The 20,934-nt window shown below is 56.9% G+C and carries 16 protein-coding genes; 11 read left to right on the top strand and 5 right to left on the bottom strand.

The window, feature by feature from the left end; translation table 11 throughout:
• Positions 1-6: 6 nt before the first annotated feature.
• The 9 genes from QZL71_RS04845 (at position 7) to QZL71_RS04805 (ending at position 10,547) form a co-directional block, all read left to right on the top strand.
• Positions 7-222, top strand: coding sequence for an RNA-binding S4 domain-containing protein (locus tag QZL71_RS04845; RefSeq protein ID WP_005937022.1), 216 nt, complete (start codon positions 7-9; stop codon positions 220-222).
• Positions 222-1,343 (top strand): DNA replication/repair protein RecF, encoded by a 1,122-nt coding sequence (locus QZL71_RS04840; protein ID WP_005937019.1) that lies wholly within the window; start codon positions 222-224, stop codon positions 1,341-1,343. The genes QZL71_RS04845 and QZL71_RS04840 overlap by 1 nt, the downstream gene beginning before the upstream one ends.
• A gap of 82 nt (positions 1,344-1,425) precedes the next feature.
• Positions 1,426-1,683 (top strand): extracellular matrix regulator RemB, encoded by a 258-nt coding sequence (remB, locus tag QZL71_RS04835; protein ID WP_005937016.1) that lies wholly within the window; start codon positions 1,426-1,428, stop codon positions 1,681-1,683.
• An 83-nt stretch (positions 1,684-1,766) separates the two neighbouring features.
• Positions 1,767-3,761, top strand: coding sequence for a DNA topoisomerase (ATP-hydrolyzing) subunit B (gene gyrB / locus QZL71_RS04830; protein WP_097774101.1), 1,995 nt, complete (start codon positions 1,767-1,769; stop codon positions 3,759-3,761).
• A 191-nt stretch (positions 3,762-3,952) separates the two neighbouring features.
• Positions 3,953-6,535 carry a DNA gyrase subunit A gene (gene gyrA / locus QZL71_RS04825; protein ID WP_294648018.1) on the top strand — a complete coding sequence of 861 codons (2,583 nt, stop codon included), beginning with the start codon at positions 3,953-3,955 and terminating at the stop codon, positions 6,533-6,535.
• Between the two features lie 143 nt (positions 6,536-6,678).
• Entirely contained in the window at positions 6,679-7,647 is a 969-nt protein-coding gene (locus QZL71_RS04820) for a glycosyltransferase family 2 protein (RefSeq protein WP_294648015.1), read from the top strand.
• Between the two features lie 27 nt (positions 7,648-7,674).
• Positions 7,675-8,673 carry a glycosyltransferase family 2 protein gene (locus QZL71_RS04815; protein ID WP_294648012.1) on the top strand — a complete coding sequence of 333 codons (999 nt, stop codon included), beginning with the start codon at positions 7,675-7,677 and terminating at the stop codon, positions 8,671-8,673.
• Positions 8,674-8,691: 18 nt separating this feature from the next.
• Positions 8,692-9,669 (top strand): glycosyltransferase family 2 protein, encoded by a 978-nt coding sequence (locus tag QZL71_RS04810; protein WP_207698872.1) that lies wholly within the window; start codon positions 8,692-8,694, stop codon positions 9,667-9,669.
• A gap of 296 nt (positions 9,670-9,965) precedes the next feature.
• On the top strand, positions 9,966-10,547 hold the full coding sequence (locus QZL71_RS04805; protein WP_097774106.1) for a manganese efflux pump MntP: 582 nt from the start codon (positions 9,966-9,968) through the stop codon (positions 10,545-10,547).
• An 83-nt stretch (positions 10,548-10,630) separates the two neighbouring features.
• Here the strand turns inward: QZL71_RS04805 and QZL71_RS04800 are convergent, their stop codons facing one another.
• From QZL71_RS04800 to QZL71_RS04790, 3 genes are all read right to left on the bottom strand, one after another.
• Entirely contained in the window at positions 10,631-11,308 is a 678-nt protein-coding gene (locus QZL71_RS04800; RefSeq protein ID WP_097781064.1) for a GntR family transcriptional regulator, read from the bottom strand.
• A gap of 178 nt (positions 11,309-11,486) precedes the next feature.
• On the bottom strand, positions 11,487-12,176 hold the full coding sequence (locus QZL71_RS04795) for an RluA family pseudouridine synthase (RefSeq protein ID WP_294648009.1): 690 nt from the start codon (positions 12,174-12,176) through the stop codon (positions 11,487-11,489).
• A complete protein-coding gene (locus QZL71_RS04790) occupies positions 12,173-12,727 on the bottom strand; it encodes an NUDIX domain-containing protein (RefSeq protein ID WP_294648006.1) in 555 nt (184 codons plus the stop codon). Before QZL71_RS04790 ends, QZL71_RS04795 begins: the two co-directional genes overlap by 4 nt.
• Positions 12,728-13,493: 766 nt before the next feature.
• Between QZL71_RS04790 and nifJ the strand changes: the two genes are divergently transcribed.
• Complete coding sequence (gene nifJ, locus QZL71_RS04785) at positions 13,494-17,039, top strand: pyruvate:ferredoxin (flavodoxin) oxidoreductase (protein WP_294648004.1); 3,546 nt, start codon at positions 13,494-13,496, stop codon at positions 17,037-17,039.
• Positions 17,040-17,532: 493 nt separating this feature from the next.
• Here nifJ and QZL71_RS04780 read toward each other — a convergent pair whose 3' ends face one another.
• On the bottom strand, positions 17,533-17,814 hold the full coding sequence (locus QZL71_RS04780; RefSeq protein WP_294648001.1) for a helix-turn-helix domain-containing protein: 282 nt from the start codon (positions 17,812-17,814) through the stop codon (positions 17,533-17,535).
• Positions 17,811-18,170 carry a type II toxin-antitoxin system RelE/ParE family toxin gene (locus QZL71_RS04775; RefSeq protein WP_294647998.1) on the bottom strand — a complete coding sequence of 120 codons (360 nt, stop codon included), beginning with the start codon at positions 18,168-18,170 and terminating at the stop codon, positions 17,811-17,813. Before QZL71_RS04775 ends, QZL71_RS04780 begins: the two co-directional genes overlap by 4 nt.
• Positions 18,171-18,849: 679 nt before the next feature.
• On the opposite strand from QZL71_RS04775, the gene mgtE reads away from it, so the two are divergent.
• Positions 18,850-20,427: a magnesium transporter gene (gene mgtE, locus QZL71_RS04770; RefSeq protein ID WP_097774110.1), complete on the top strand. Its 1,578-nt coding sequence runs from the start codon at positions 18,850-18,852 to the stop codon at positions 20,425-20,427.
• Positions 20,428-20,934: the final 507 nt, after the last annotated feature.

The following is a 20,934-nucleotide window of genomic DNA, read 5'->3' as shown; positions in this document are numbered from 1 at the left end:
GAAATTATGCAGAAAATTCTCATCCATACGGAATTTATCAAGCTGGATGCCCTGCTGAAATATGCAGGCCTGTGCGAGACCGGCGGCGAAGCCAAGGAGCTGGTGCAGGGCGGTGCCGTGAAGGTGAACGGCGAGGTGTGCACCATGCGCGGCAAGAAGTGCCGTGCCGGTGATGTGATCGAGCTGGACGGCCAGACCGTGGAAGTGGGTCAGGGCCAGTAATGCGTCTGCTTTCACTGGAAGTTGCGAATTACCGCAATATTGCGGCAGCGCAGCTGGAACCTGGCCGGGAACTGACCGTGATCTGCGGCAACAACGGTCAGGGCAAAACGAACCTGCTGGAGGCCATCTGGCTTCTGACCGGCGGCAAAAGCTTCCGGGGCGGCAAGGATGCCGAGCTTGTGCGCCGCGGAGAAACATTCGCGGTACTGGAGGCCGTCACCCAGCGCACCCGGCAGGAGGATCAGGAACCGGACGAACCGGCAAATGTGCGCATTACGGTGGGCACGCCGGATGCACAGCGCCCCGGCCGGTATGCATCGGTCAACGGCTCTCCGCCCAAGCGGGCGGCGGGCCTTGCGGGCAGCTTTCCGGCTGTGGTGTTCGACCCCGGGCACCTGAGCCTTGTAAAAGGTGCACCGGAAGGACGGCGGCGGTTTCTGGACGCGGCGCTGTGCCAGCTGTACCCCGGCTACCTTGCCACCTACCGTCGCTATGTGCGGGCATTGCAGCAGAAAAACGCGCTTCTGCGTCATTCTGCAGGCGGCACGGAGCGCCCGTGGGCAGAAAAATGCGCCCTGCTGGAAGTGCTGAACGTGGAGCTTGCAGCACAGGGCGAGGCCATCCAGAAGCGGCGGCGGGAGTATCTGGCCCTGCTCACACCGCTGGCCTGCGCCAACTATGCCGAGCTTTCCCACGGGGCAGAGCGCATGGCGGTGCGCTATGCCGCCCAGTTTGAGCCGGGCGGGCTGTCCGCACTTTTGAAGCAGCGCCAGAACGAAGAGCTGCGCGCCGGGCAGAGCCTGTGCGGCATCCACCGCGAGGACGTTGAGCTGCTGCTGGACGACCAGCCCGCAAAGGTGTTTGCAAGTCAGGGACAGCAGCGCAGCGTGGTGCTGTCCCTGAAAATGGCCGAAGCGGCTGCCGCTGCCCGGATCACCGGAGAGCACCCGGTACTCCTGCTGGACGATGTGCTCAGCGAGCTGGACGAGGGCCGCAAGCAGTATCTGCTCACCCGCATGAAGGAAAAGCAGACCTTCGTCACCAGCTGCGATGATACCGCGTTCCTGAAAACGGACGGCGAAGTGTACCGCATGAACGGCGGTGTGCTGAGCAAAGCATGAAGAAATGATGCAAAAGTACATGCAGCCGCCGGTGAATAAACAGCGTTTTATGCATGAACTGCCAGAATGAGGAAAATACTGTATGTATATTCATCTGGGCCGTGACTACGTGCTGAATGACCGGGACATTATCGGCATCTTCAATCTGGAAACCACCACCATCACCCCCCGGGGCCGGGAGTTTCTGAACTACGCCCAGAAGAACGGCGCGGTGGTGAGCCTTTCGGACGAGCTGCCGCAGAGCTATGTTCTGGCAGATGGGGCCGTGGTGGACACGGTGTATCTTTCGGAGCTGTCGCCTGCTGCCATGCGGCGCAGAGCCGAAAAAATGATCGAGTAAACCAGCCAACAGGCGGAGAATATGCTCTGCTTTTACGATAGATCGAACAAAAATGCAAACATTGAACAAAAGGGAGAAAGGAAATGGCAGAAGAAATCATTACCAGCACAAATGCCGAAACCGCTACCGACCATGAGTATAATGCCAGCGAGATCCAGGTCCTGAAGGGTCTGGAGGCGGTGCGCAAGCGCCCGGGCATGTATATCGGTTCCACCGGCGAGCGCGGCCTGCATCATCTGGTCTACGAGATCGTGGACAACGCCATCGATGAAGCACTGGCCGGCTACTGCGACCACATCGAGGTCAAGATCCTGAAAGACAACATCATTCAGGTCACGGATAACGGCCGCGGCATCCCTGTGGACATTCAGGCAGACACCGGCCTGCCCGCCGTCACCGTCGTTTACACCATCCTGCACGCCGGCGGCAAGTTCGGCGGCGAGAACTCCGGCTACAAGGTGGCCGGCGGCCTGCACGGCGTGGGCGCTTCGGTGGTCAACGCCTGCTCCGAGTGGCTCACCGTCAACGTGCGCCGCGACGGCCACGAGTACGAGCAGACCTTCCGCCGCGGCGACCCGGACGGCCCGCTCAAGTGCATCGGCACCGTAGCCGATGGCGTCACCGGCACCCGGGTCACCTTCAAGCCGGACCCGGAGATGTTCCGGGATACCACCGTGTACGACTTCGACACGCTGGAAAAGCGCCTGCGTGAAGAAAGCTTCCTGAACGCCGGTGTCAAGATCACCCTGACCGACGAGCGTGAGATGTACACTCCCGTACTGGAGGACGGCAAGGAGGGGGAACCCTGCTACCGCACCGAGGTCATGTGCTACGAGGGCGGCATCAAGAGCTTCGTCACCTATCTGGGCGAGAAGCGCAAGCTGGACGTGCTGCACCCCAATGTGATCTACCTCAAGGGCCAGACCGACCGCGGCATGGCAGAGATCGCACTGCAGTACAATTCCAGCTACAACGAGCTGCTGCTGAGCTTTGCCAACAACGTCAACACCCCGGACGGCGGCACCCACGAGGAGGGCTTCAAGAACAGCCTGACCCGCGTGTTCAACGATTACGGCCGCAGCCACGGCCTGCTGAAGGATAAGGACGAGAACCTGTCCGGTGCGGACGTGCGCGAGGGCCTGATCTGCGTGATCTCTGTCAAGCTGCAGGAGGCGGAGTTTGAGGGCCAGACTAAGGCAAAGCTGGGCAACACGGAGATCCGCACCCTTGTTTCCAACATGGTCTACTCCAAGCTGATGGAATTCTTTGAGGAGAACCCCGGCGTGGCAAAGGCCATCTTTGAAAAGGCCACCCAGGCCGCCCGCGCCCGCGCCGCTGCCAAAAAGGCCCGCGAACTGGTGCGCCGCAAGAGCGCATTGGAGACCAGCCGGATGCCCGGCAAGCTGGCAGACTGCCGCGAAAAAGACCCCAGCCGCACCGAAATCTTCATCGTCGAGGGCGATTCTGCAGGCGGTTCCGCCAAGATGGGCCGCGACTCTGCCATTCAGGCCATCCTGCCGCTGTGGGGCAAGATGCTGAACGTGGAAAAGGCCCGCGCCGATAAAATTTACGGCAACGACAAGCTGATGCCCGTTGTGCTGGCACTGGGCTGCGGCATTGGTGACGAGTTCGATATCTCCAAGCTGCGCTACGATAAAGTGTTCATCATGGCCGATGCAGATGTGGATGGCTCCCACATTTGCACCCTGATGCTCACCTTCTTCTTCCGCTATATGCGCCCGCTCATTGAGCAGGGCCATGTGTATGTGGCCCAGCCGCCTCTGTTCAAGGTGCAGAAGGGCAACACCATCAAGTACGCCTACAACGATGCCGAAATGGCCGTGCTTTCGCAGGAAATGCCCGGCGCAAAGGTGAACCGCTATAAGGGCCTTGGTGAGATGAACCCCGAACAGCTGTGGGAGACCACCATGAACCCCGATAACCGCGTGATCGTACAGATCACCATTGACGATGCAGAAAAGGCCGACGAAGCCTTTACCATCTTGATGGGCGATCAGGTGGAGCCGCGCCGCCGCTTTATCGAGACCAACGCCCAGTACGCAAAGCTGGACGTGTAAGAAAACCCTCTCAGGCGCTGACGCGCCAGATTCCCCCTTTTGTCACCTACGGTGACATCTTCCCTCAAGGGGGGAGCTTCAGGCAAAAAGATAAACTTTTCCTTCTCACGCAAAAAAAGCTCCCCCTTTTCGGGGGAGCTGGCAATGCCGTAAGGCATTGACTGAGAGGGTATGATCCTACGGAGGAAACAATGGAAGAAGATTATGTGATGATACCGGGCAGCGGAACCAAAAAGATCATCCGCGATGTGAAAAAGGAGATCGAGACCGCATTTCTGGACTACTCCATGTCGGTCATCGTGTCCCGCGCTCTGCCCGATGTGCGCGACGGTTTGAAGCCTGTTCACCGCCGCATTCTGTACACCATGCACGAGCGCGGCAACGACCCCAGCCATCCCTACCGCAAATCCGCCGACACCGTTGGTGCGGTGCTGGGCTCCTACCATCCCCACGGCGACGCATCGGTCTACGATGCCATGGTCCGTCTGGCACAGGATTTCTCTCTGCGCTATCCGCTGGTGGATGGTCAGGGTAACTTTGGTTCTGTGGATGGCGACCCCCCGGCTGCCTACCGTTACACTGAGGCCCGCATGAGCCGCATGGCGGTGGAGATGCTGACCGATATCGAGAAGGACACCATCGACTGGGACCCCAACTTTGACGAGACCAAGAAGGAGCCCAGCGTGCTGCCCTGCCGCTTCCCCAACCTGCTGGTCAACGGCAGTCAGGGCATTGCGGTCGGCATGGCCACCAACATCCCGCCCCACAACCTGAGCGAGGTCATTGACGGCTGCATCGCCTATATCGACGATCCGGACATCGATCTGCCCGGCCTGATGGAATACATCAAGGGCCCGGACTTCCCCACTGCCGGCATCATCATGGGCCGCAGCGGCATCCGCGCCGCCTACGCCACCGGCCGGGGCAAGATCACCCTGCGGGGCCGCGCCACCATCGAGGAAACCAAGAACGGCCGTACCCAGATCATCATTACGGAGATCCCGTATATGGTCAACAAGGCCCGCCTCATCGAGAACATGGCCGACCTTGTCAAGGAGAAGCGCATTGAGGGCATCACCGGCCTGAACGATGAGACCAACCGCAAGGGCATGCGCATCGTGGTGGACATCCGCAAGGACGCCAATGCACAGGTCATCCTGAACCAGCTGTACCAGTACACCCAGCTGCAGGATACCGTGGGCGTTATCATGCTGGCCATCGACCACAAGGTACCCAAGGTGCTCACCCTGAAGCAGATGCTTCAGAAATACGTGGAATTTCAGGACGAGGTGGTGCGCCGCCGCACCCAGTACGACCTGAAAAAGGCCAAGGAGCGCGCCCACATTCTGGAAGGCCTGAAGAAGGCCACCGACATCGTGGACGAGCTGATCGCCACCATCCGCGCCTGCAAGGGCGGCATGGCAGAGGCTAAGGCTGCCATCATGGAGCAGTTCGGCTTTGACGACCCGCAGGCAGATGCCATCGTCAAGCTGCAGCTGGGCCGTCTGGCAGGCCTTGAGATCCTGAAGATCGAGGAAGAGCTTGCCAGCCTGCAGGCCAAGATCGAGAACTGGGAAGCCATTCTGGCCGACGATGCCCGGGTGCTTGCCATCGTCAAGGAAGAGCTGCTGGAAATGAAAAAGCGCTTCGGCGACGAGCGCCGCACCGAGATCCAGTCCGTGACCGGTGAGGTGGATATCGAGGATCTGATCGCCGAGGAACAGTGTGTCTACACCCTGACCGAGGCCGGCTATATCAAGCGCCAGCTCAAGGCCACCTATCAGGCACAGCGCCGCGGCGGACGCGGCATCTCCGGCATGACCCGCAAGGAAGAGGACATCGTGCAGGAGATGTTCGTAGGCTCCACCCACGACTATGTGCTCTTTGTTACCGACCGGGGCCGTCTGTTCCGCATCAAGGGCTACACCATTGCCGAGGGCAGCCGCACCAGCAAGGGCAGCAACATCGTCAACCTGCTGCAGCTGGCCGAGGGCGAAAAGGTCACCAACATGATCTGCCAGTCGAAGGAAGCCGACACCGAGGGCGGCTTTGTGACCATGGTCACGAAGCAGGGCCTCATCAAGCGCACCCCGCTGGAACAGTATGCTAATATCCGCAAGTCCGGCCTGATCGGCATTGCCCTGAACGAGGGTGACGCTCTGGCATGGACCCGCCTGACCTCCGGCCACGATATGCTCATCGTTGCCACCCGCAACGGTCAGGCCATCCGCTTCAACGAAGCCGATGCACGTCCCATGGGCCGCAGCGGCCACGGCGTGCGCGCCATCCGTCTGGCCGAGGGCGATGAAGTTGTGGGCGTGTGCATCTGCCGCGAGGGCGGCACGGTGCTCACCGTCACCGAGAACGGCAAGGGCCGCCGGTCGGACATCGACACCTACCGCATCACCGCCCGCGGCGGCAAGGGCATCCGCAACTACGATGCCGCCAAGGATAAGGTGGCTGCGGTCAAGATCGTGGATGATGTGGACGACGTGCTGCTGAGCAGTCAGGAGGGCATCATCATCCGTCTGCACGCCAACGAGATCCCGCTGCAGAGCCGCTACGGTTCCGGCGTGCGGGTGATGCGTTTGGGTGAGAACGACAAGGTGATGGTGCTTGCCCGCACCGACCACGACGACGAGGCCCAGACCGAGCAGATCGACACCTCCGATGCCGATGCCGAACCCACCGCAGAGCAGCTTGCCGCCATGGAAGCTGCGGATGCTGCCGCCGCTGCAGAAGCCCCGGAAGCAGACGATAAGGGCAAAGAGTAAACCTTGAAAACACAATAAGATTTGAAAGAAGCCGCCGCGCAGAGATTTCTGCACGGCGGCTTCTTTTCAAATCCATCCAAACCATGTATAATAGAAATAGCGTGTGAGGAATAAAAATAAACACAGAAAGTGGTTTAAGGAACATGACAGAGCAAAAAAAATCCCCGGAGATCAGCATCATCGTGCCGGTGTATAAGGTGGAAAAATACCTGAACGAATGCATTGATTCCATTCTGGCACAGACCTTTACGGATTTTGAGCTGATCCTGGTGGACGATGGCTCCCCGGACAACTGCCCTGCCCTGTGTGATGCTGCGGCAGAAAAAGACAGCCGCGTGCGGGTAATCCATAAAATCAACGGAGGTGTAAGCACAGCTCGCAATGCGGGTTTGGAAGCTGCACAGGGAAATTGGATCGGCTTTGTGGACCCGGATGACTTTGTAGACAAGACTTACTACGAAAAAATGCTGCGGGCAGCAAAGCAGGCAGGTGCTGAACTTGCAGTCTGCAACGAAGTTTTTATGGAAGAGGATGGAAGTCTTTGTGATTATCAGGAACAGCCTTTACGTACAGAAGTGCTTTCCCGTGAGGAAGCAATACACCGCATCCGCCTTACGCCGTTGATTCAGGCAGCAACAAGACTGCATCGGAGAGATGTGCTGGAAGGAATCGTTTTTCCTGTGGGCAAAAACTATGAAGATGCATTTACCACACCGGAAATCATTGAACATGCAACAGCTGTGGCTTGTATAAAGGAAAAACTGTACCATTACCGGCTGCATCCGGCAAGCATCATGCATGGAAAGGTCACCTTGAAAAATCTGGATGAGATCGATGCAAACTACGGCCTTCTTGCTTGTGCACTCAAGTATGGAAAAAAAGACACAGCATTTCTGCAGTATGTACTGATGAAACGCATGCTCCGAAACACAAAAAAAAATCTGCCACCCAAACAGAGAAACAGTGAACGGGTTCAGCAGGCGGAAGCGTGCTTGAAAAAAGCAGGCAGAGAGGTTCGTCAACAGGGGGCCTGTACCCTGCGCAACGCAGCAGAAACCGCACTCTGCATTGCAAACCCGCAGTTCTACTTCAACTTCAAGTACCGGAAATAAAACTGAATTCCGAATGGGAGAAATACTGTGAGTGAAAGAACAGAAAGTGGAAAACCGGAGATCAGCATCATCGTGCCAGTGTATCAGGTGGAAAAATATCTGAATGAGTGTATTGATTCCATCCTCGCTCAGACCTTTACAGATTTTGAACTGATCCTTGTGGACGATGGCTCCCCGGACAACTGCCCTGCCCTGTGCGATGCAGCAGCAAAAAGGGACAGCCGCGTGCGGGTGATCCATAAGCAAAACGGCGGTGTAAGCACAGCCCGCAATGCGGGTCTGGATGCAGCACAGGGAAATTGGATCGCATTTGTGGATTCGGATGATACAGCAGCACCAGAATATCTGGAAAAAATGCATAAGGCAGTGCTGGAAACGGGTGCAGATTTTGCAATCTGCAGCAGTCAGTGCATTGATGAAACGGGCAAAACGCTTGCAGGCGGGGAACATCGCCTTTTGAACGAGTTTTTGCCGCAGGAGGAAGTTCTGCGCCGGATGGTGGTGTCGGATTTTCAGGTTCCGTGGAATAAGCTTTATCGCCGAAAACTGCTGGAAAATCTGCGCTATCCAGAAAACAAGGCATTTGAAGATACCTGTCTCATGCCGGTCATTTACGCAAGAGCGGCTTCTGCCTGCGGTGTATGGGATTTTTTATACAATTACCGCATCGTTACCGGCAGTGCCATGCACCGCAAGACTACCTTGAAAACACTGGACTGGGTGGAAGCATGGTACCGCCTGTTTGATGTGCTGTACCAAAACGGCATCCGGGATGCTTTGTGTGCAGCCTATCGCCCGATTTTGACTGCCGTGTGGGACATCTGGCTGCACCTGACACCGGAAGAGCGCAAAAGCCCCCGGATGAAGGAAGCCTTTGCGTATGAGCGTACAGCCCGCCATCGGCTGATGCAAGCCCGCGGCGTAACACTAAAAAATTTGTGGGCGGCAGTGATCTGCGCTGCATCGGCCTGCAGTTATCTGGATCTATGCCGCAAAAGGGCGGAAAGACGACAGAAAACGACCTGAAGCAATGAGGAGTTTATTGTGCAGGAACAACATAAAAAACAGCCGGAGATCAGCATCATCGTGCCGGTATATAAGACAGAGCGTTTCCTGAGCGCCTGCATCTCTTCCATCCTTGCCCAGACCTTCACGGATTTTGAGCTGATCCTGGTGGACGATGGCTCTCCGGACAGCTGCCCTGCTTTGTGCGATGCCGCAGCAGCAAAGGACAGCCGCATCCGGGTCATCCACCAGAAGAATCGTGGCCTGAGCGGAGCACGCAATGCCGGGCTGGACGCGGCAGAGGGCGAATGGATCGCCTTTGTGGATTCAGACGACACCATCATGCCGGACTTCTGCGCAAAGCTTTACCATGCGGCGCAGGAGGCCGGTGCACAGATGGCCGTGTGCAATTACCGGCAGGTGGACGAAGCCCTGACTCCCATTCGGGAGCAGTATCTGCATGTGCGGCGGGAGGTGCTGACCCCGGAGCAGGCGTTGGAGCACAGCACCCTTCTGCCCTACATGGTGGTGTGGAACAAGCTGTACCACCGCAGCATTTTTGCGCAGCTGCGCTTTGCAGAGGGCAAGCTGAACGAGGACACCCTGCTGATCGCCTACGCCTACGAAAAAGCGGACAGAATCGCAAATATCCCGGATGCGCTGTACCTTTACCGCAAGGTGGCGGGCAGCATTGTCAACAGCAAAGTCACCCTGCGCAATCTCGACCGTGTGGAAGCAAACTATACCGTGTTTGAGTGCGTCCGCCGCCATGGCATCACGGGTTCGCTGTGTGAGCTGTACTGGGCACTGCTGCACTCCCTGATCGATGTGGGAATGCACCTGACCGCCGAAGAGCGCCGGAGTGCCCGGATGCAGCAGGCGCGGGAGTACGAGCGCTGCGCCCGCCGGGCCTTGCGTCAGGAACATGCTGTTACCCTGAGAGCACTGGGCAACACCCTGTGTTTTATTATTTCACAGGACTGGTATTTTGCCCGCCGATGGAAAAATACCGTGTAACCGCGCAGGTTTGTCTGGACTTCCCTGCAAAGATATGCTACAATGGCAAAACAATCACAAATACCCGTGGGGGAGTAGCAGGCGCTTTTGCAGGGCGCAGCAAGTCAACATAATGACCGTTGGTTCCGGTCTGGCTTGCTTTCATTTGCGAGACTCATGTGTTTTTGGCGCATAGAACAGCGCCCGTGCACATGGAGTTGGTTTCAAAAAAATCACCCGGTCCCGGACGTACATGTGCGCCCGGGACCGGGTTTTGTATTGCCCGATATTCTGGTCAGATTCAGGAGGCAGACAATATGGAATGGAGTTTTGTATTTTTCCTCAACAGTGCCCTGCTGGGCGTGGGCCTTGCAATGGATGCGTTCTCGGTGTCCATGGCAAACGGCCTGCACGACCCCCGCATGAGCAGGGGAACCATGTGCAGGATCGCGGGCACCTTTGCCCTTTTTCAGGCCGTGATGCCCATGACGGGCTGGGTGTGCGTGCACACCATTGTGGAGCTGTTCTCTTCGTTTGAAAAGTTCATCCCGTGGATCGCGCTGGCACTGCTGGGCTACATCGGCGGCAAAATGCTGGTGGATGGCATCAAGGGCGAAGAGGCCGAAGAGGCCGCAGAGCTGAGTGCGGGTGCACTGCTCATGCAGGGCATCGCCACCAGCATCGATGCGCTTTCGGTGGGCTTCACCATTTCGGAATACGGCTGGCTGATGGCACTTGCGGCATCGCTCATCATTGCGGTGGTCACCTTCTTTATCTGCATGGCGGGCCTGCGCATCGGCAAAAAGTTTGGCACCAAGCTCTCCGGCAAGGCATCCATTCTGGGCGGCATCATCCTCATTGGCATAGGTCTGGAAATTTTTATTTCCGGGGTGTTCTGAAATTCAGACAGCATAAAACAAAAGGGCACGGCGCTGCAATGCGCTGTGCCCTTTTGTTTTATAAAATGTTCCACATAGAACAATTACTTTTCCGGCTCAAAATAATCGGCATATTCCTCGGTCAGCTTGGAGCCAAGCCGCCGGATGCCGCCGTACAGGTGCCGTTCCACCAACGGTTCAAAGGCGGCAAGGTCGCACCGCTCGATGGCGTTCATCAGGTTGCGGTGGTCTGCAATCACCTCGGCAAGACCGCCGGTGGTCATGGTGTCCAGCATCCGGAAGCGGCTGTAGTCGGCGTGGGCGTTCTGCAGGGTGCTCCACAGGTACATTTTATCCATGGCGGCAAACCATGTCCCGTGCAGGGCACGGTCGGCTTCGTACAGCTTGTTGTAATCCGGGCTCTCCATGGCCGCAAGGGCCTCGTAGGCTTCCACCCGCCTGCGGATCAACGCCCGCTGCTCCGGGGTGCACCGGGGCGAAAAATCCCGCAATACGCGGGCTTCCACGGCGGTGCGCTCGTAGATCAGCTCGTCCACGATGCGGCGGTTCAGCCGGGTAACGGTGGTGCCCTTGTAAGGCACGATCTTTACCAGCCCGTTTTCCTGCAGCTTCTGCAGCACCACCCGGATCAGGGTGCGCGGTGCGCCAAAGCGGGCACAGAGCGGATTTTCGCTCAGCGAAGAGCCGGGGCGGATGGTCAGGTCAATGATCTCCCGCTCCAGCACAGCATAGATCTCAGCATCAGTTTTGTATTGTTCCATACCTCTCACCTAATGAAAATGATGTATTCCTTTAGCGGGCTCGCCCTCTCAGTCAAAGCCTGTCGGCTTTGCCAGCTCTCCCAAAGGGAGAGCCTTTGGCAGTCCACGCGGACTGTATCTCTATGCCAAGGCCTCTCCCTTTGGGAGAGGGCTAGGATGCTGACCGTATACAACAATCTTATTCTAAAAACTCTTTCCACGGTGCGGCGTCCGGCAGCGGCAGCGTAAATGCCATGGGCTTTCCGGTCTCCGGGTGCAAAAACTGCAGGCCGCAGCTCTGCAGGGCAATGCTGCCTTTTACGCGGCTTCCGTATTTGCCGTCTCCGGCCAGCGGATGCTTCCGGGATGCAAACTGCACCCGGATCTGATGGGTGCGGCCGGTGTGCAGAGTGATCTCAGCAAGGCTCATCTCTCCTGCCGTTTTCACGATGCGGTATTCCAGCACGGCTTCCCGCACGCCCTTGCGCGGGCGGCTGACCGGGAACACCCGGCCCCGGCGGCTGTCCTTGAACAGCCAGTCCCGCAGGGTGCCTTCGGCGGGCAGTGCTTCGTCCGGCCCGCCTGCAATGACGGCACGGTACTGCTTGATGAACTGCGGCACTTCCGGCTCCCCTTCAGCCCTGCCATCCTGCACAGCGTAGGCGTTCTGGCTCTGGGTGATCTGACGGCTGAGTGCGGCCGCAGCCCCGGGCGTTCTGGCAAACACCATCAGGCCGGACACACCCGTGTCCAGCCGGTGCACCACGCCTACAAAGGCATCCGGCTGGCCCCACAGCTGCCGCAGGGCTGCGGGCACGCCCTCTTCGCTGGAAAGTCCGGCGGGCTTGTCCAGCACCACAAGGGCGGCATCTTCGTACAGGATGTTCACAGCCTGCCCTCGGCGATCAGGGCCTTGAGCTTCAGGATACCGGCAATGGTCTTGCCGTCCCGGATCTCGCCGCTCATGACCATCTCATAAGCTTTATCCAGCGGCACACGGTCAGGGGTCAGGAATTCATCGGCATCCAGATGCATCTGGGTCTTGTGCAGGCCGGTGGCGACCCATGTATAGATCACTTCGGTGTCATAGCCCACGGTGGGGAAAAACTGGCCCAGAGAGATATAATTGTCCGCGGTCAGGCCGCACTCCTCGCCCAGCTCCCGCTTGGCGGCTTCAAAGGGGTCCTCACCCTTTTCCAGCTTGCCGGCAGGCAGCTCCCACAGCTCCTGCTGCATGGCGTAGCGGAACTGGCGCACCATGCAGATGGTGCCGTCCTCAAAATAGGGCAGGATGCACGCACCGCCGTGGTGATGCACCACTTCGCGTTCGGCGGTCTTGCCGTTTTCCAGCAGAGCAGTGTCTTTTGTCAGGGTGATCACCCGGCCCTCGAAGAGCACCTCGCTGGTGAGTGTTTTTTCGTAATGCACGGTATTCTCCATTTTATTACCCTCTTTGCCCGGCACAGCGCCGGTTTTCTATGGCTTCAGTTTACGGCAAAATGAGGTTTGTTGTCAATAAAGAGATGATAAATATAAGAGGATGGGACGATTTGAAATGCGCGCCGCGTTTGCTTTGCGCATAATCAGCGGAAAGAATATTTATAATTTCGCAATTCTGGAAAATCTGCGGAGCTTGTCGGGGCAAAGCCCCTCCATCTGCTAACGCAGACCGCTCTGCCGCTTGAAAGCCCCACTGGGGCTTTCATTGCTACACAAACGCGGATTTTCCAGAATTGCCTTTTCACGGGAGGGGTCGTAACGGAAAGCAGCATTTGCAGGGCCGCTGCGGGAAACGAACCCTCTCAGGCTCACTGCGTTCGCCAGCTCCCCCGAAAGGGGGAGCTTTTTGTATCTTCTGGTCAGCACAAATAAAGCTCCCCCTTTGGGGGAGCTGGCACGGCGCAAGCCGTGACTGAGAGGGCTCCCTCCCCTTTTTGCGAAAAAAATTACAGGATCTGGCAAAGCAGGCAGGCCAAAACCGGAAAATCCGCGCCAGTGCTCACTTTAACGAACTAAAGACGTACAAAAGCGCTAAAAAAATTTCTTTATTTTTGGTGCGTTTGTTGAGCGGTTTGCGTTTACTTTATGGGCGGAATTTGCTATTATAGTATACAAGCAATAGTGCCTTTATGGGGTTCTCCGGTCCCATGTGGGGCATATTGCCCCGTGCAAAAGGTACCAAATTCTGAATAATGGAGGAAGAAAAATGCCTAGAGCAAAGCAAACTATGGATGGCAATACCGCTGCCGCCCATGTAGCGTATGCCTACACGGACGTGGCTGCCATCTACCCCATTACCCCGTCTTCTCCGATGGCTGACTCTGTGGACCAGTGGTCTGCAGCTGGCCAGAAGAACATCTTCGGCAATCAGGTCAAGGTCGTCGAGATGGAATCTGAGGCCGGCGCTGCTGGCGCTGTGCACGGCTCTCTGGGTGCAGGTGCTGTTACCACCACCTTCACCGCTTCTCAGGGCCTGCTGCTGATGATCCCCAACATGTACAAGATCGCTGCTGAGCAGCTGCCCTGCGTGTTCGATGTTTCTGCACGTACCGTTGCTACTCAGTCCCTGAACATCTTTGGTGATCACAGCGACGTTATGGCATGCCGTCAGACCGGCTTTGCAATGCTGGTCGAGAGCAGCGTGCAGGAAGTTATGGATCTGTCCCCTGTCGCACATCTGTGCGCCATCGAGGGCAAGGTTCCCTTCCTGAACTTCTTCGATGGCTTCCGTACTTCTCATGAGTACCAGAAGATCGAGAAGTGGGATTACGCCGATCTGAAGGAAATGTGCAACATGGAGGCTGTGGAGGAGTTCCGTAAGAAGGCTCTGAACCCCGAACACCCCAAGATGCGCGGCTCCCACGAGAACGGCGACGTGTTCTTCCAGCATCGTGAGGCATGCAACAGCGTTTACAACGCTCTGCCTGCTGTTGTTGAGAAGTACATGGCCAAGATCAACGCAAAGCTGGGCACCAACTACGATCTGTTCAACTACTACGGCGCACCCGATGCTGACCGTGTGATCGTGGCTATGGGCTCCATCTGCGACGTTGCTGATGAGGTCATCGACTACCTGAACGCCAAGGGCGAGAAGGTCGGTATCATCAAGGTCCGCCTGTACCGTCCCTGGGTCTCCGCTTCCCTGCTGAAGGTTCTGCCCAAGACCGCCAAGAAGGTGGCTGTGCTGGACCGCACCAAGGAGCCCGGCTCTCTGGGCGAGCCCCTGTACCTGGATGTTGCCGCTACCCTGCGTGAGGCTGGCCTGAACGATGTCGTTCTGACCGGCGGCCGTTACGGTCTGGGCAGCAAGGATACCCCGCCGTCCTCCATCTTTGCTCTGTTCAAGGAGCTGGAGAAGGATCAGCCCAAGGAGCGCTTCACTCTGGGTATCACCGATGATGTCACCTTCCTGTCTCTGCCGGAAGTCAAGCCCGCTCCCATCACCGCAGCTGCTGGCACCAAGGAGTGCAAGTTCTGGGGTCTGGGCGGCGACGGTACTGTCGGTGCTAACAAGAACTCCGTCAAGATCATCGGCGACCATACCGACAAGTATGTTCAGGCATACTTCCAGTATGACTCCAAGAAGACTGGCGGCGTGACCATCAGCCATCTGCGTTTCGGCGACAAGCCCATCCGCAGCCCCTACTACATCAACCAGGCTGACTTCGTGGCCTGCCACAACCCCGCTTACATCCACATGGGCATGAAGATGGTCCAGGATGTCAAGCCCGGCGGCGTGTTCATGATCAACTGCCAGTGGTCCGATGAGGAGCTGGGCCAGCACCTGAACGCCGAGGCAAAGAAGTATATCGCTGACAACAACATCCAGCTGTATACCATCAATGCTATCGATAAGGCTATCGAGATCGGCATGGGCAAGCGCACCAACACCATCCTGCAGTCTGCATTCTTCAAGCTGGCTGACGTCATGCCCATCGAGGATGCCGTCAACTTCATGAAGCAGGCAGCTCAGAAGAGCTACGGCAAGAAGGGCCAGGACGTCGTTGAGATGAACTGGAAGGCTATCGATGCAGGCGTTGACGCCATCCACAAGGTGGACGTGCCCGCATCCTGGTCCAACCCCGAGGCTGATCCCGCACCCAAGGCTCTCACCGGCCGTCCGGAACTGGTCAAGCAGATCCGCGATGTCATGGAGCCCATTGCCCGTATGGACGGCGACAGCCTGCCTGTCTCTTCCTTCGTGGCAAATGCAAACGGCGAGTGGGAGCAGGGCGCTTCTGCATACGAGAAGCGCGGCACCGCTGTCAACGTCCCCGAGTGGGATGCTGCAAAGTGCGTTGGCTGTAACCAGTGTGCATTCGTCTGCTCTCATGCTACCATCCGTCCCTTCCAGCTGACCGCCGACGAGCTGGCAGCTGCTCCTGCACAGACCAAGAGCCGCGACAACAAGCCCGCAAACGAGTACAAGTTTGTTATGGCTGTGTCTCCTCTGGACTGCATGGGCTGCGGCGAGTGCGTCACCGTCTGCCCCACCAAGGCTATCACCATGGTGCCGCAGGACAGCCAGGCCGATCAGCAGGCAGTGTTCGACTACTGCGTGGCCAACATCTCCAAGAAGCCTTCCAAGTTTGCTGACGATACCGTCATCGGTTCTCAGTTCAACCAGCCGCTGCTGGAGTTCTCTGGCTCCTGCGCAGGCTGTGCCGAGACTTCTTACGCTCGCCTGATCACTCAGCTGTTCGGCGAGAAGATGTACATCTCCAACGCTACCGGCTGCTCCTCCATCTGGGGCGGCACCGCTTCCATCTCTCCGTACACCGTCAACAAGGACAGCGGCCATGGTCCTGCATGGTGCAACTCCCTGTTCGAGGATAACGCAGAGCATGGTCTGGGCCTGTACATCGGCCAGAAGACCGTCCGCGAGAACCTGATCAAGGAGATCGCAGAGGTTGCTGGTTCCGACAAGGCTTCTGCTGAGCTGAAGGCTGCCTTTGAGAAGTTCCTGGAGACCAAGAACAACACCAAGGCCAACGACGAGCCCGCAAAGGCCCTGATCGCTGAGCTGGAGAAGGCTGCTGCTGCCGGCTGCGAGAAGTCTGCAGAGATCCTGAAGAGCAAGCAGTTCATCGCCAAGAAGTCCGTCTGGATCTTCGGTGGTGACGGCTGGGCATACGACATCGGCTTCGGTGGTCTGGACCACGTTCTGGCTTCCGGCGAGGATGTCAACGTGATGGTCTTCGATACTGAGATGTACTCCAACACCGGTGGACAGGCATCCAAGGCTTCCAACATTGGTGAAGTCTGCCAGTTCGCTGCTGCTGGTAAGGAAATCAGCAAGAAGAGCCTGTCCGAGATCGCTATGACCTACGGTTACATCTATGTTGCTCAGATCGCACTGGGTGCTAACCCGGCTCAGGCTGTCAAGGCCATCGCTGAGGCTGAGGCTTACCCCGGCCCGTCTCTGATTATCGGCTACGCTCCCTGCGAGCTGCACGGTGTCAAGGGCGGCATGACCAACTGCCAGAACGAGATGAAGAAGGCAGTTGAGGCCGGTTACTGGAACCTGTTCACCTTCAACCCGGCAAACAAGGCTCAGGGCAAGAATCCGTTCACCCTGACCTCCAAGGCTGTGGATAACGAGAAGTATCAGGCACTGCTGGCTAACGAGACCCGTTACAGCCGCCTGACTCGTGCATTCCCCGACCGTGCTAAGGAGCTGTTCGCACGCAACCAGGAAGTTGCAAACGACCGCTACGAGCACCTGACCCGTCTGGTCGACCTGTACAAGTAAGCATTCTTCTGCGCTTTGGATGCAGATATTTGCGGCACCTTAGCCCCACAATGCAAGAGGGCGGCTGCCCCGTACCGGCGGTTACTGCGCAATGCAGCGGTACGAAGCGGAGAAACGCATCCATCCATGCAGGTGATGTGCTGAAGTACAGCATTCGCCATACGAGTTCTATCTGATTTCACTTCCCGGGCGGTGCTTTGTTCCGTGCGGAGCACCGCAGCGGGATATGAGATACCAAAGCGCCCGCGAGGGTCCTTGAAAGCACACCCCGCGTGTGTCAGGAGCATAAGGTCTGCTTGCAGATACCTTGCTCCGCCTGCTGCATAAGACCTGCTTTGCAGGGATCTTGCCGCAGTAAAAACGAGCTTCGTTTTAGCGCCCCGCTCACCGCAAGGTGACCGGGGCGTATTTTTTGTATAAACTCTTTCCGTAAAAATACGAAGCCCGGAACATCTGCGGATGTTCCGGGCTTTGCGTTTTTGGTGAATAAAAATTATTTATTCGATACAAATTCAATTCTGACATTCATCCCCATACCAGCCGCAAGGCGCTGCAGGGTGCGCAGAGAAGGGTTTGCGTTTCCCCGTTCCAACTTGCTGATATCGGCCTGTGCAATGCCGGTGCGCTCCGAAAGCTGTTTCTGGGTCAGACCGCTTTCCTTCCGGGCATCGATCATGGCCTGTGCAATGGTAAGCTCCGGCTGAAGAGCATCCCATTCTGCCTTAAAGGAAGGCCGCTGTAATTGTTCATTCAAATAATTCCGAAAATCACTCATGAGGAACTCTCCTTTCGATAAAAATAGTCCGCACGATACTTTTGCGCCAGTGCAATTTCTTCCGGCGGTGTTTTCTGCGTCTTTTTGACAAAGCCATTTGTCAGGATGATCTGATGCCCGACCACAAAGAAATATAAAATGCGCGTAATATTGCTGCTTTGCTTGGCACGCAATTCAAAAATGCCGTCTCCCAATGATTTGGAATAAGGTTCCCGCAGTTGTGTGCCATTGGCTTCCAATAGGGAGATCGTGCCCAAAAGCTTTGCCAGCATTTTGTCGTCCAGTGTATCCAGAAAATCACGAACCGGGCAGCTGCCGTCTGCCTTATAATAAAAATTCACTTCAAAAGCAGACATTTTCGGCATCCTTTCCGTTTGGTGGTATCCTATGATTATAATATAGGATAAAACAAATATTGTCAAGAAGATTTTCTATCACAAAATCTTCCAAAAGATACCATTCCCTTTTTACAGTTTCTTCATAGCTTCTTAACGAATTGAATTGTGAAAGCTGTTATACTTTTGCCATGGGAAGCGGGGCCGCAACCGCTTACCCAAGTAACATGATTCCTCCTCACACCAAGGCAATATCCAAGCAAAACACCCTTTTTCGTGTGCCGCAACACGGAAGAGGGTGTTTTGTTTTGCAAAATTCTGGTAAATCGGTGGTTTAGGGTTGACCCCGTTTTTTTGCGGCGCTATAATAAAAATGAATATGAAAACTTGGAGGTGAACGCAGGAAAATGGACCCGGATCATAGTCGAAGTAGAACCACCGGCGCGGTGGATCAGAAAACAAAAACAACTGCGTTTTCCCCAACCGTTCGCCTCCTTCGCTGAGTCCTGCGGAAAAGCACCGCTTCAACGGTGCATCTTTCCGCAAAACAGAGCAGAGGAAGGCGCGGCTTTGTGTGCGCAGAATGCGGCGTTTGCGGCATTCCGGCAGGCAAGGCGGCGCGTTTTTTGTTTCCCGATCTGCTGCGTCCTCCGGATACAGGAGCTGCTCCTGTTCCGTAAAAACTGAGGAGGTACGCCCAATGGATATGGAAGAAAAAAAGCTGACGGCTGATGCTGCGGAACAGGCGCTGCCGGTGCAGGAGCTGCCTGCTGATATCCCCGCCGAGGTCCGCCAGAAGCTGGCTGAAGATCTGAACGAGGAAGCTACTGAAGACCTCAAGCAGGACATGCGCGAGGCCGAAAAAGAGGAAGCCAACGACGAAGAGGTCAAGGCCAACCCTGAGATGCTCACCAAGAGCCGCCTGCTCAAGCTGCTCATCAAGAAGCAGTACGTCAAGCTGCGCGAAGTGACCGAGGAAGAGCAGCCCGCCGACCTTGCCGAGCTGCTGGAAGAGCTGGACGAAAACAACCGCCTTGTGGTGTTCCGCTTGCTCAAAAAGGAAGTGGCCACCGAGGCCTTTGCCTATATGTCCGACGAAGCCCGCGACGATCTGGTGAACGCCTTCTCAGATGTGGAGCTTGTGGGCGCTATTGAAGAGATGAGTCTGGACGATGCCGCCGATCTGCTGGAGGATATGCCGGCAGGCGTGGTGAAGCGGGTGCTGGAAAAATCCTCCAAGCAGACCCGTGAGAGCCTGAACAAGCTGCTGAACTACCCCGAAAGCTCTGCCGGCAGCCTGATGACCCCCGAATATGTCCGTCTGCGCGAGGATATGACCGTGGCGCAGGCTTTTGAAGCCATCCGCAAGCAGGGCGAAAACGCAGAGACCGTGTACACCTGCTACGTGGTGGAGCGCAACCGCCTGAAGGGCGTTGTTTCTGCCCGCAGCCTGCTGCTGTCAGAGCCGCATACTCCCATCAACGAGATCATGGATGATAACGTGGTCACTGTGAAAGTGACCGACGATCAGGAGTACGTGGCCCGTGAGATGCAGCGCTACGACTTTACCGCCATGCCTGTTCTGGACAACGAGGGCATGTTCGTGGGTATCATCACCATCGACGATGCAATCGACGTTCTGACCGACGAGAGCACCGAGGATATGCAGAAGATGGCTGCTATTCTGCCGGACGACGATGCCACCACCTACTTCGGCACCAGCGTCTGGACCCACGCAAAGCAGCGCATTCCATGGCTGCTGATCCTGATGCTGTCCGCCACCTTTACCGGCATGGTCACCACCCACTATGAGGAGGCCTTTGTCAGCCTGCCGCTGCTGGTCTCCTTCATGCCCATGCTGATGGATACCGCCGGCAACTGCGGCAACCAGATCAGCACCCTGATGGTGCGTGGTCTGGCTCTGGGCGAGGTGGAGCCCAGCGACTTTTTGCAGGTGCTGGGCAAGGAGCTGCGGGTGTCTGCCATCGTGGGCGCGGTGCTGGGCATCGTGAACGGCCTGCGCATCTACCTGATGTACACCTTCCTGTTCCCCGGCCAGTACGCCAACGTGATGGGCTATGCCATCGTGGTCAGCGTTTCGCTGTTCTTCAGCGTCATTCTGGCAAAGCTGGTGGGCGGTATGCTTCCGCTGGCAGCCAAGAAGCTGGGTGCCGACCCGGCCATCATGGCTACCCCCTTCATCACCACCATCGTGGATGCCTGCAGCCTGATCCTGTATTTCCAGATCGCACAGCTGGTGTTCCACAATATGATGTAAATAATAAAGCAATGCCGGACGGTCTTGAAGTGACTGCCCGGCATTTTTATAGGACGAACCCTCTCAGTCATCGCTGCGCGATGCCAACTCCCTCAGTCAAAACCTGACGGTTTTGCCAGCTCCCTCAAAGAGGGAGCCTCTGGCCGTGCCGCAAGCTCTGCACTTTAGCCGGAAACTTTTCCGTACTGCCAAAGGCCCCATCCCAGAGGGGGCTGTCGAGCGCAGCGAGACTGGGGGAGTTTGCTCCCGGCGCGCCCGCGAGCAGCAGCTTTTTCCGGTGTGGAAAACTGCATGTTTCCCCGCCTTTTCCACACGGAAAAACGGCAGCGGCCCGGTGTTGAAAACTTGGGGCCGGTTCATTCCAGATTGGAGAAAAATAAATCGCCGCTCAGGAACGGTTTGTAGAATGCAAAGAAAATCCTTCGACTTTCTTTTTTATAAAAGGCAGAATGCCTGCATTTTTGCCCAAAACTTACCAGAAAGCTGCGGCCTGAATTACGGTGTGTA

It is taken from the genome of uncultured Faecalibacterium sp., assembly GCF_900066275.1.
Lineage (GTDB): Bacteria > Bacillota > Clostridia > Oscillospirales > Ruminococcaceae > Faecalibacterium > Faecalibacterium taiwanense.
Note: the sequence above shows the minus strand (reverse complement) of the source record. Positions and strands in the feature narration are given on the sequence as shown.

What these genes read in the sequence shown, in the direction of transcription:
- remB (WP_005937016.1), top strand. Translation starts at nt 1,426, where the DNA reads ATGTATATTCATCTGGGCCGTGACTACGTGCTGAATGACCGGGACATT.
- QZL71_RS04800 (WP_097781064.1), bottom strand. Translation starts at nt 11,308, where the DNA reads ATGGAACAATACAAAACTGATGCTGAGATCTATGCTGTGCTGGAGCGG.
- QZL71_RS04845 (WP_005937022.1), top strand. Translation starts at nt 7, where the DNA reads ATGCAGAAAATTCTCATCCATACGGAATTTATCAAGCTGGATGCCCTG.
- QZL71_RS04775 (WP_294647998.1), bottom strand. Translation starts at nt 18,170, where the DNA reads ATGTCTGCTTTTGAAGTGAATTTTTATTATAAGGCAGACGGCAGCTGC.
- QZL71_RS04805 (WP_097774106.1), top strand. Translation starts at nt 9,966, where the DNA reads ATGGAATGGAGTTTTGTATTTTTCCTCAACAGTGCCCTGCTGGGCGTG.
- QZL71_RS04790 (WP_294648006.1), bottom strand. Translation starts at nt 12,727, where the DNA reads ATGGAGAATACCGTGCATTACGAAAAAACACTCACCAGCGAGGTGCTC.
- QZL71_RS04820 (WP_294648015.1), top strand. Translation starts at nt 6,679, where the DNA reads ATGACAGAGCAAAAAAAATCCCCGGAGATCAGCATCATCGTGCCGGTG.
- QZL71_RS04840 (WP_005937019.1), top strand. Translation starts at nt 222, where the DNA reads ATGCGTCTGCTTTCACTGGAAGTTGCGAATTACCGCAATATTGCGGCA.
- gyrB (WP_097774101.1), top strand. Translation starts at nt 1,767, where the DNA reads ATGGCAGAAGAAATCATTACCAGCACAAATGCCGAAACCGCTACCGAC.
- mgtE (WP_097774110.1), top strand. Translation starts at nt 18,850, where the DNA reads ATGGATATGGAAGAAAAAAAGCTGACGGCTGATGCTGCGGAACAGGCG.
- QZL71_RS04780 (WP_294648001.1), bottom strand. Translation starts at nt 17,814, where the DNA reads ATGAGTGATTTTCGGAATTATTTGAATGAACAATTACAGCGGCCTTCC.
- gyrA (WP_294648018.1), top strand. Translation starts at nt 3,953, where the DNA reads ATGGAAGAAGATTATGTGATGATACCGGGCAGCGGAACCAAAAAGATC.
- nifJ (WP_294648004.1), top strand. Translation starts at nt 13,494, where the DNA reads ATGCCTAGAGCAAAGCAAACTATGGATGGCAATACCGCTGCCGCCCAT.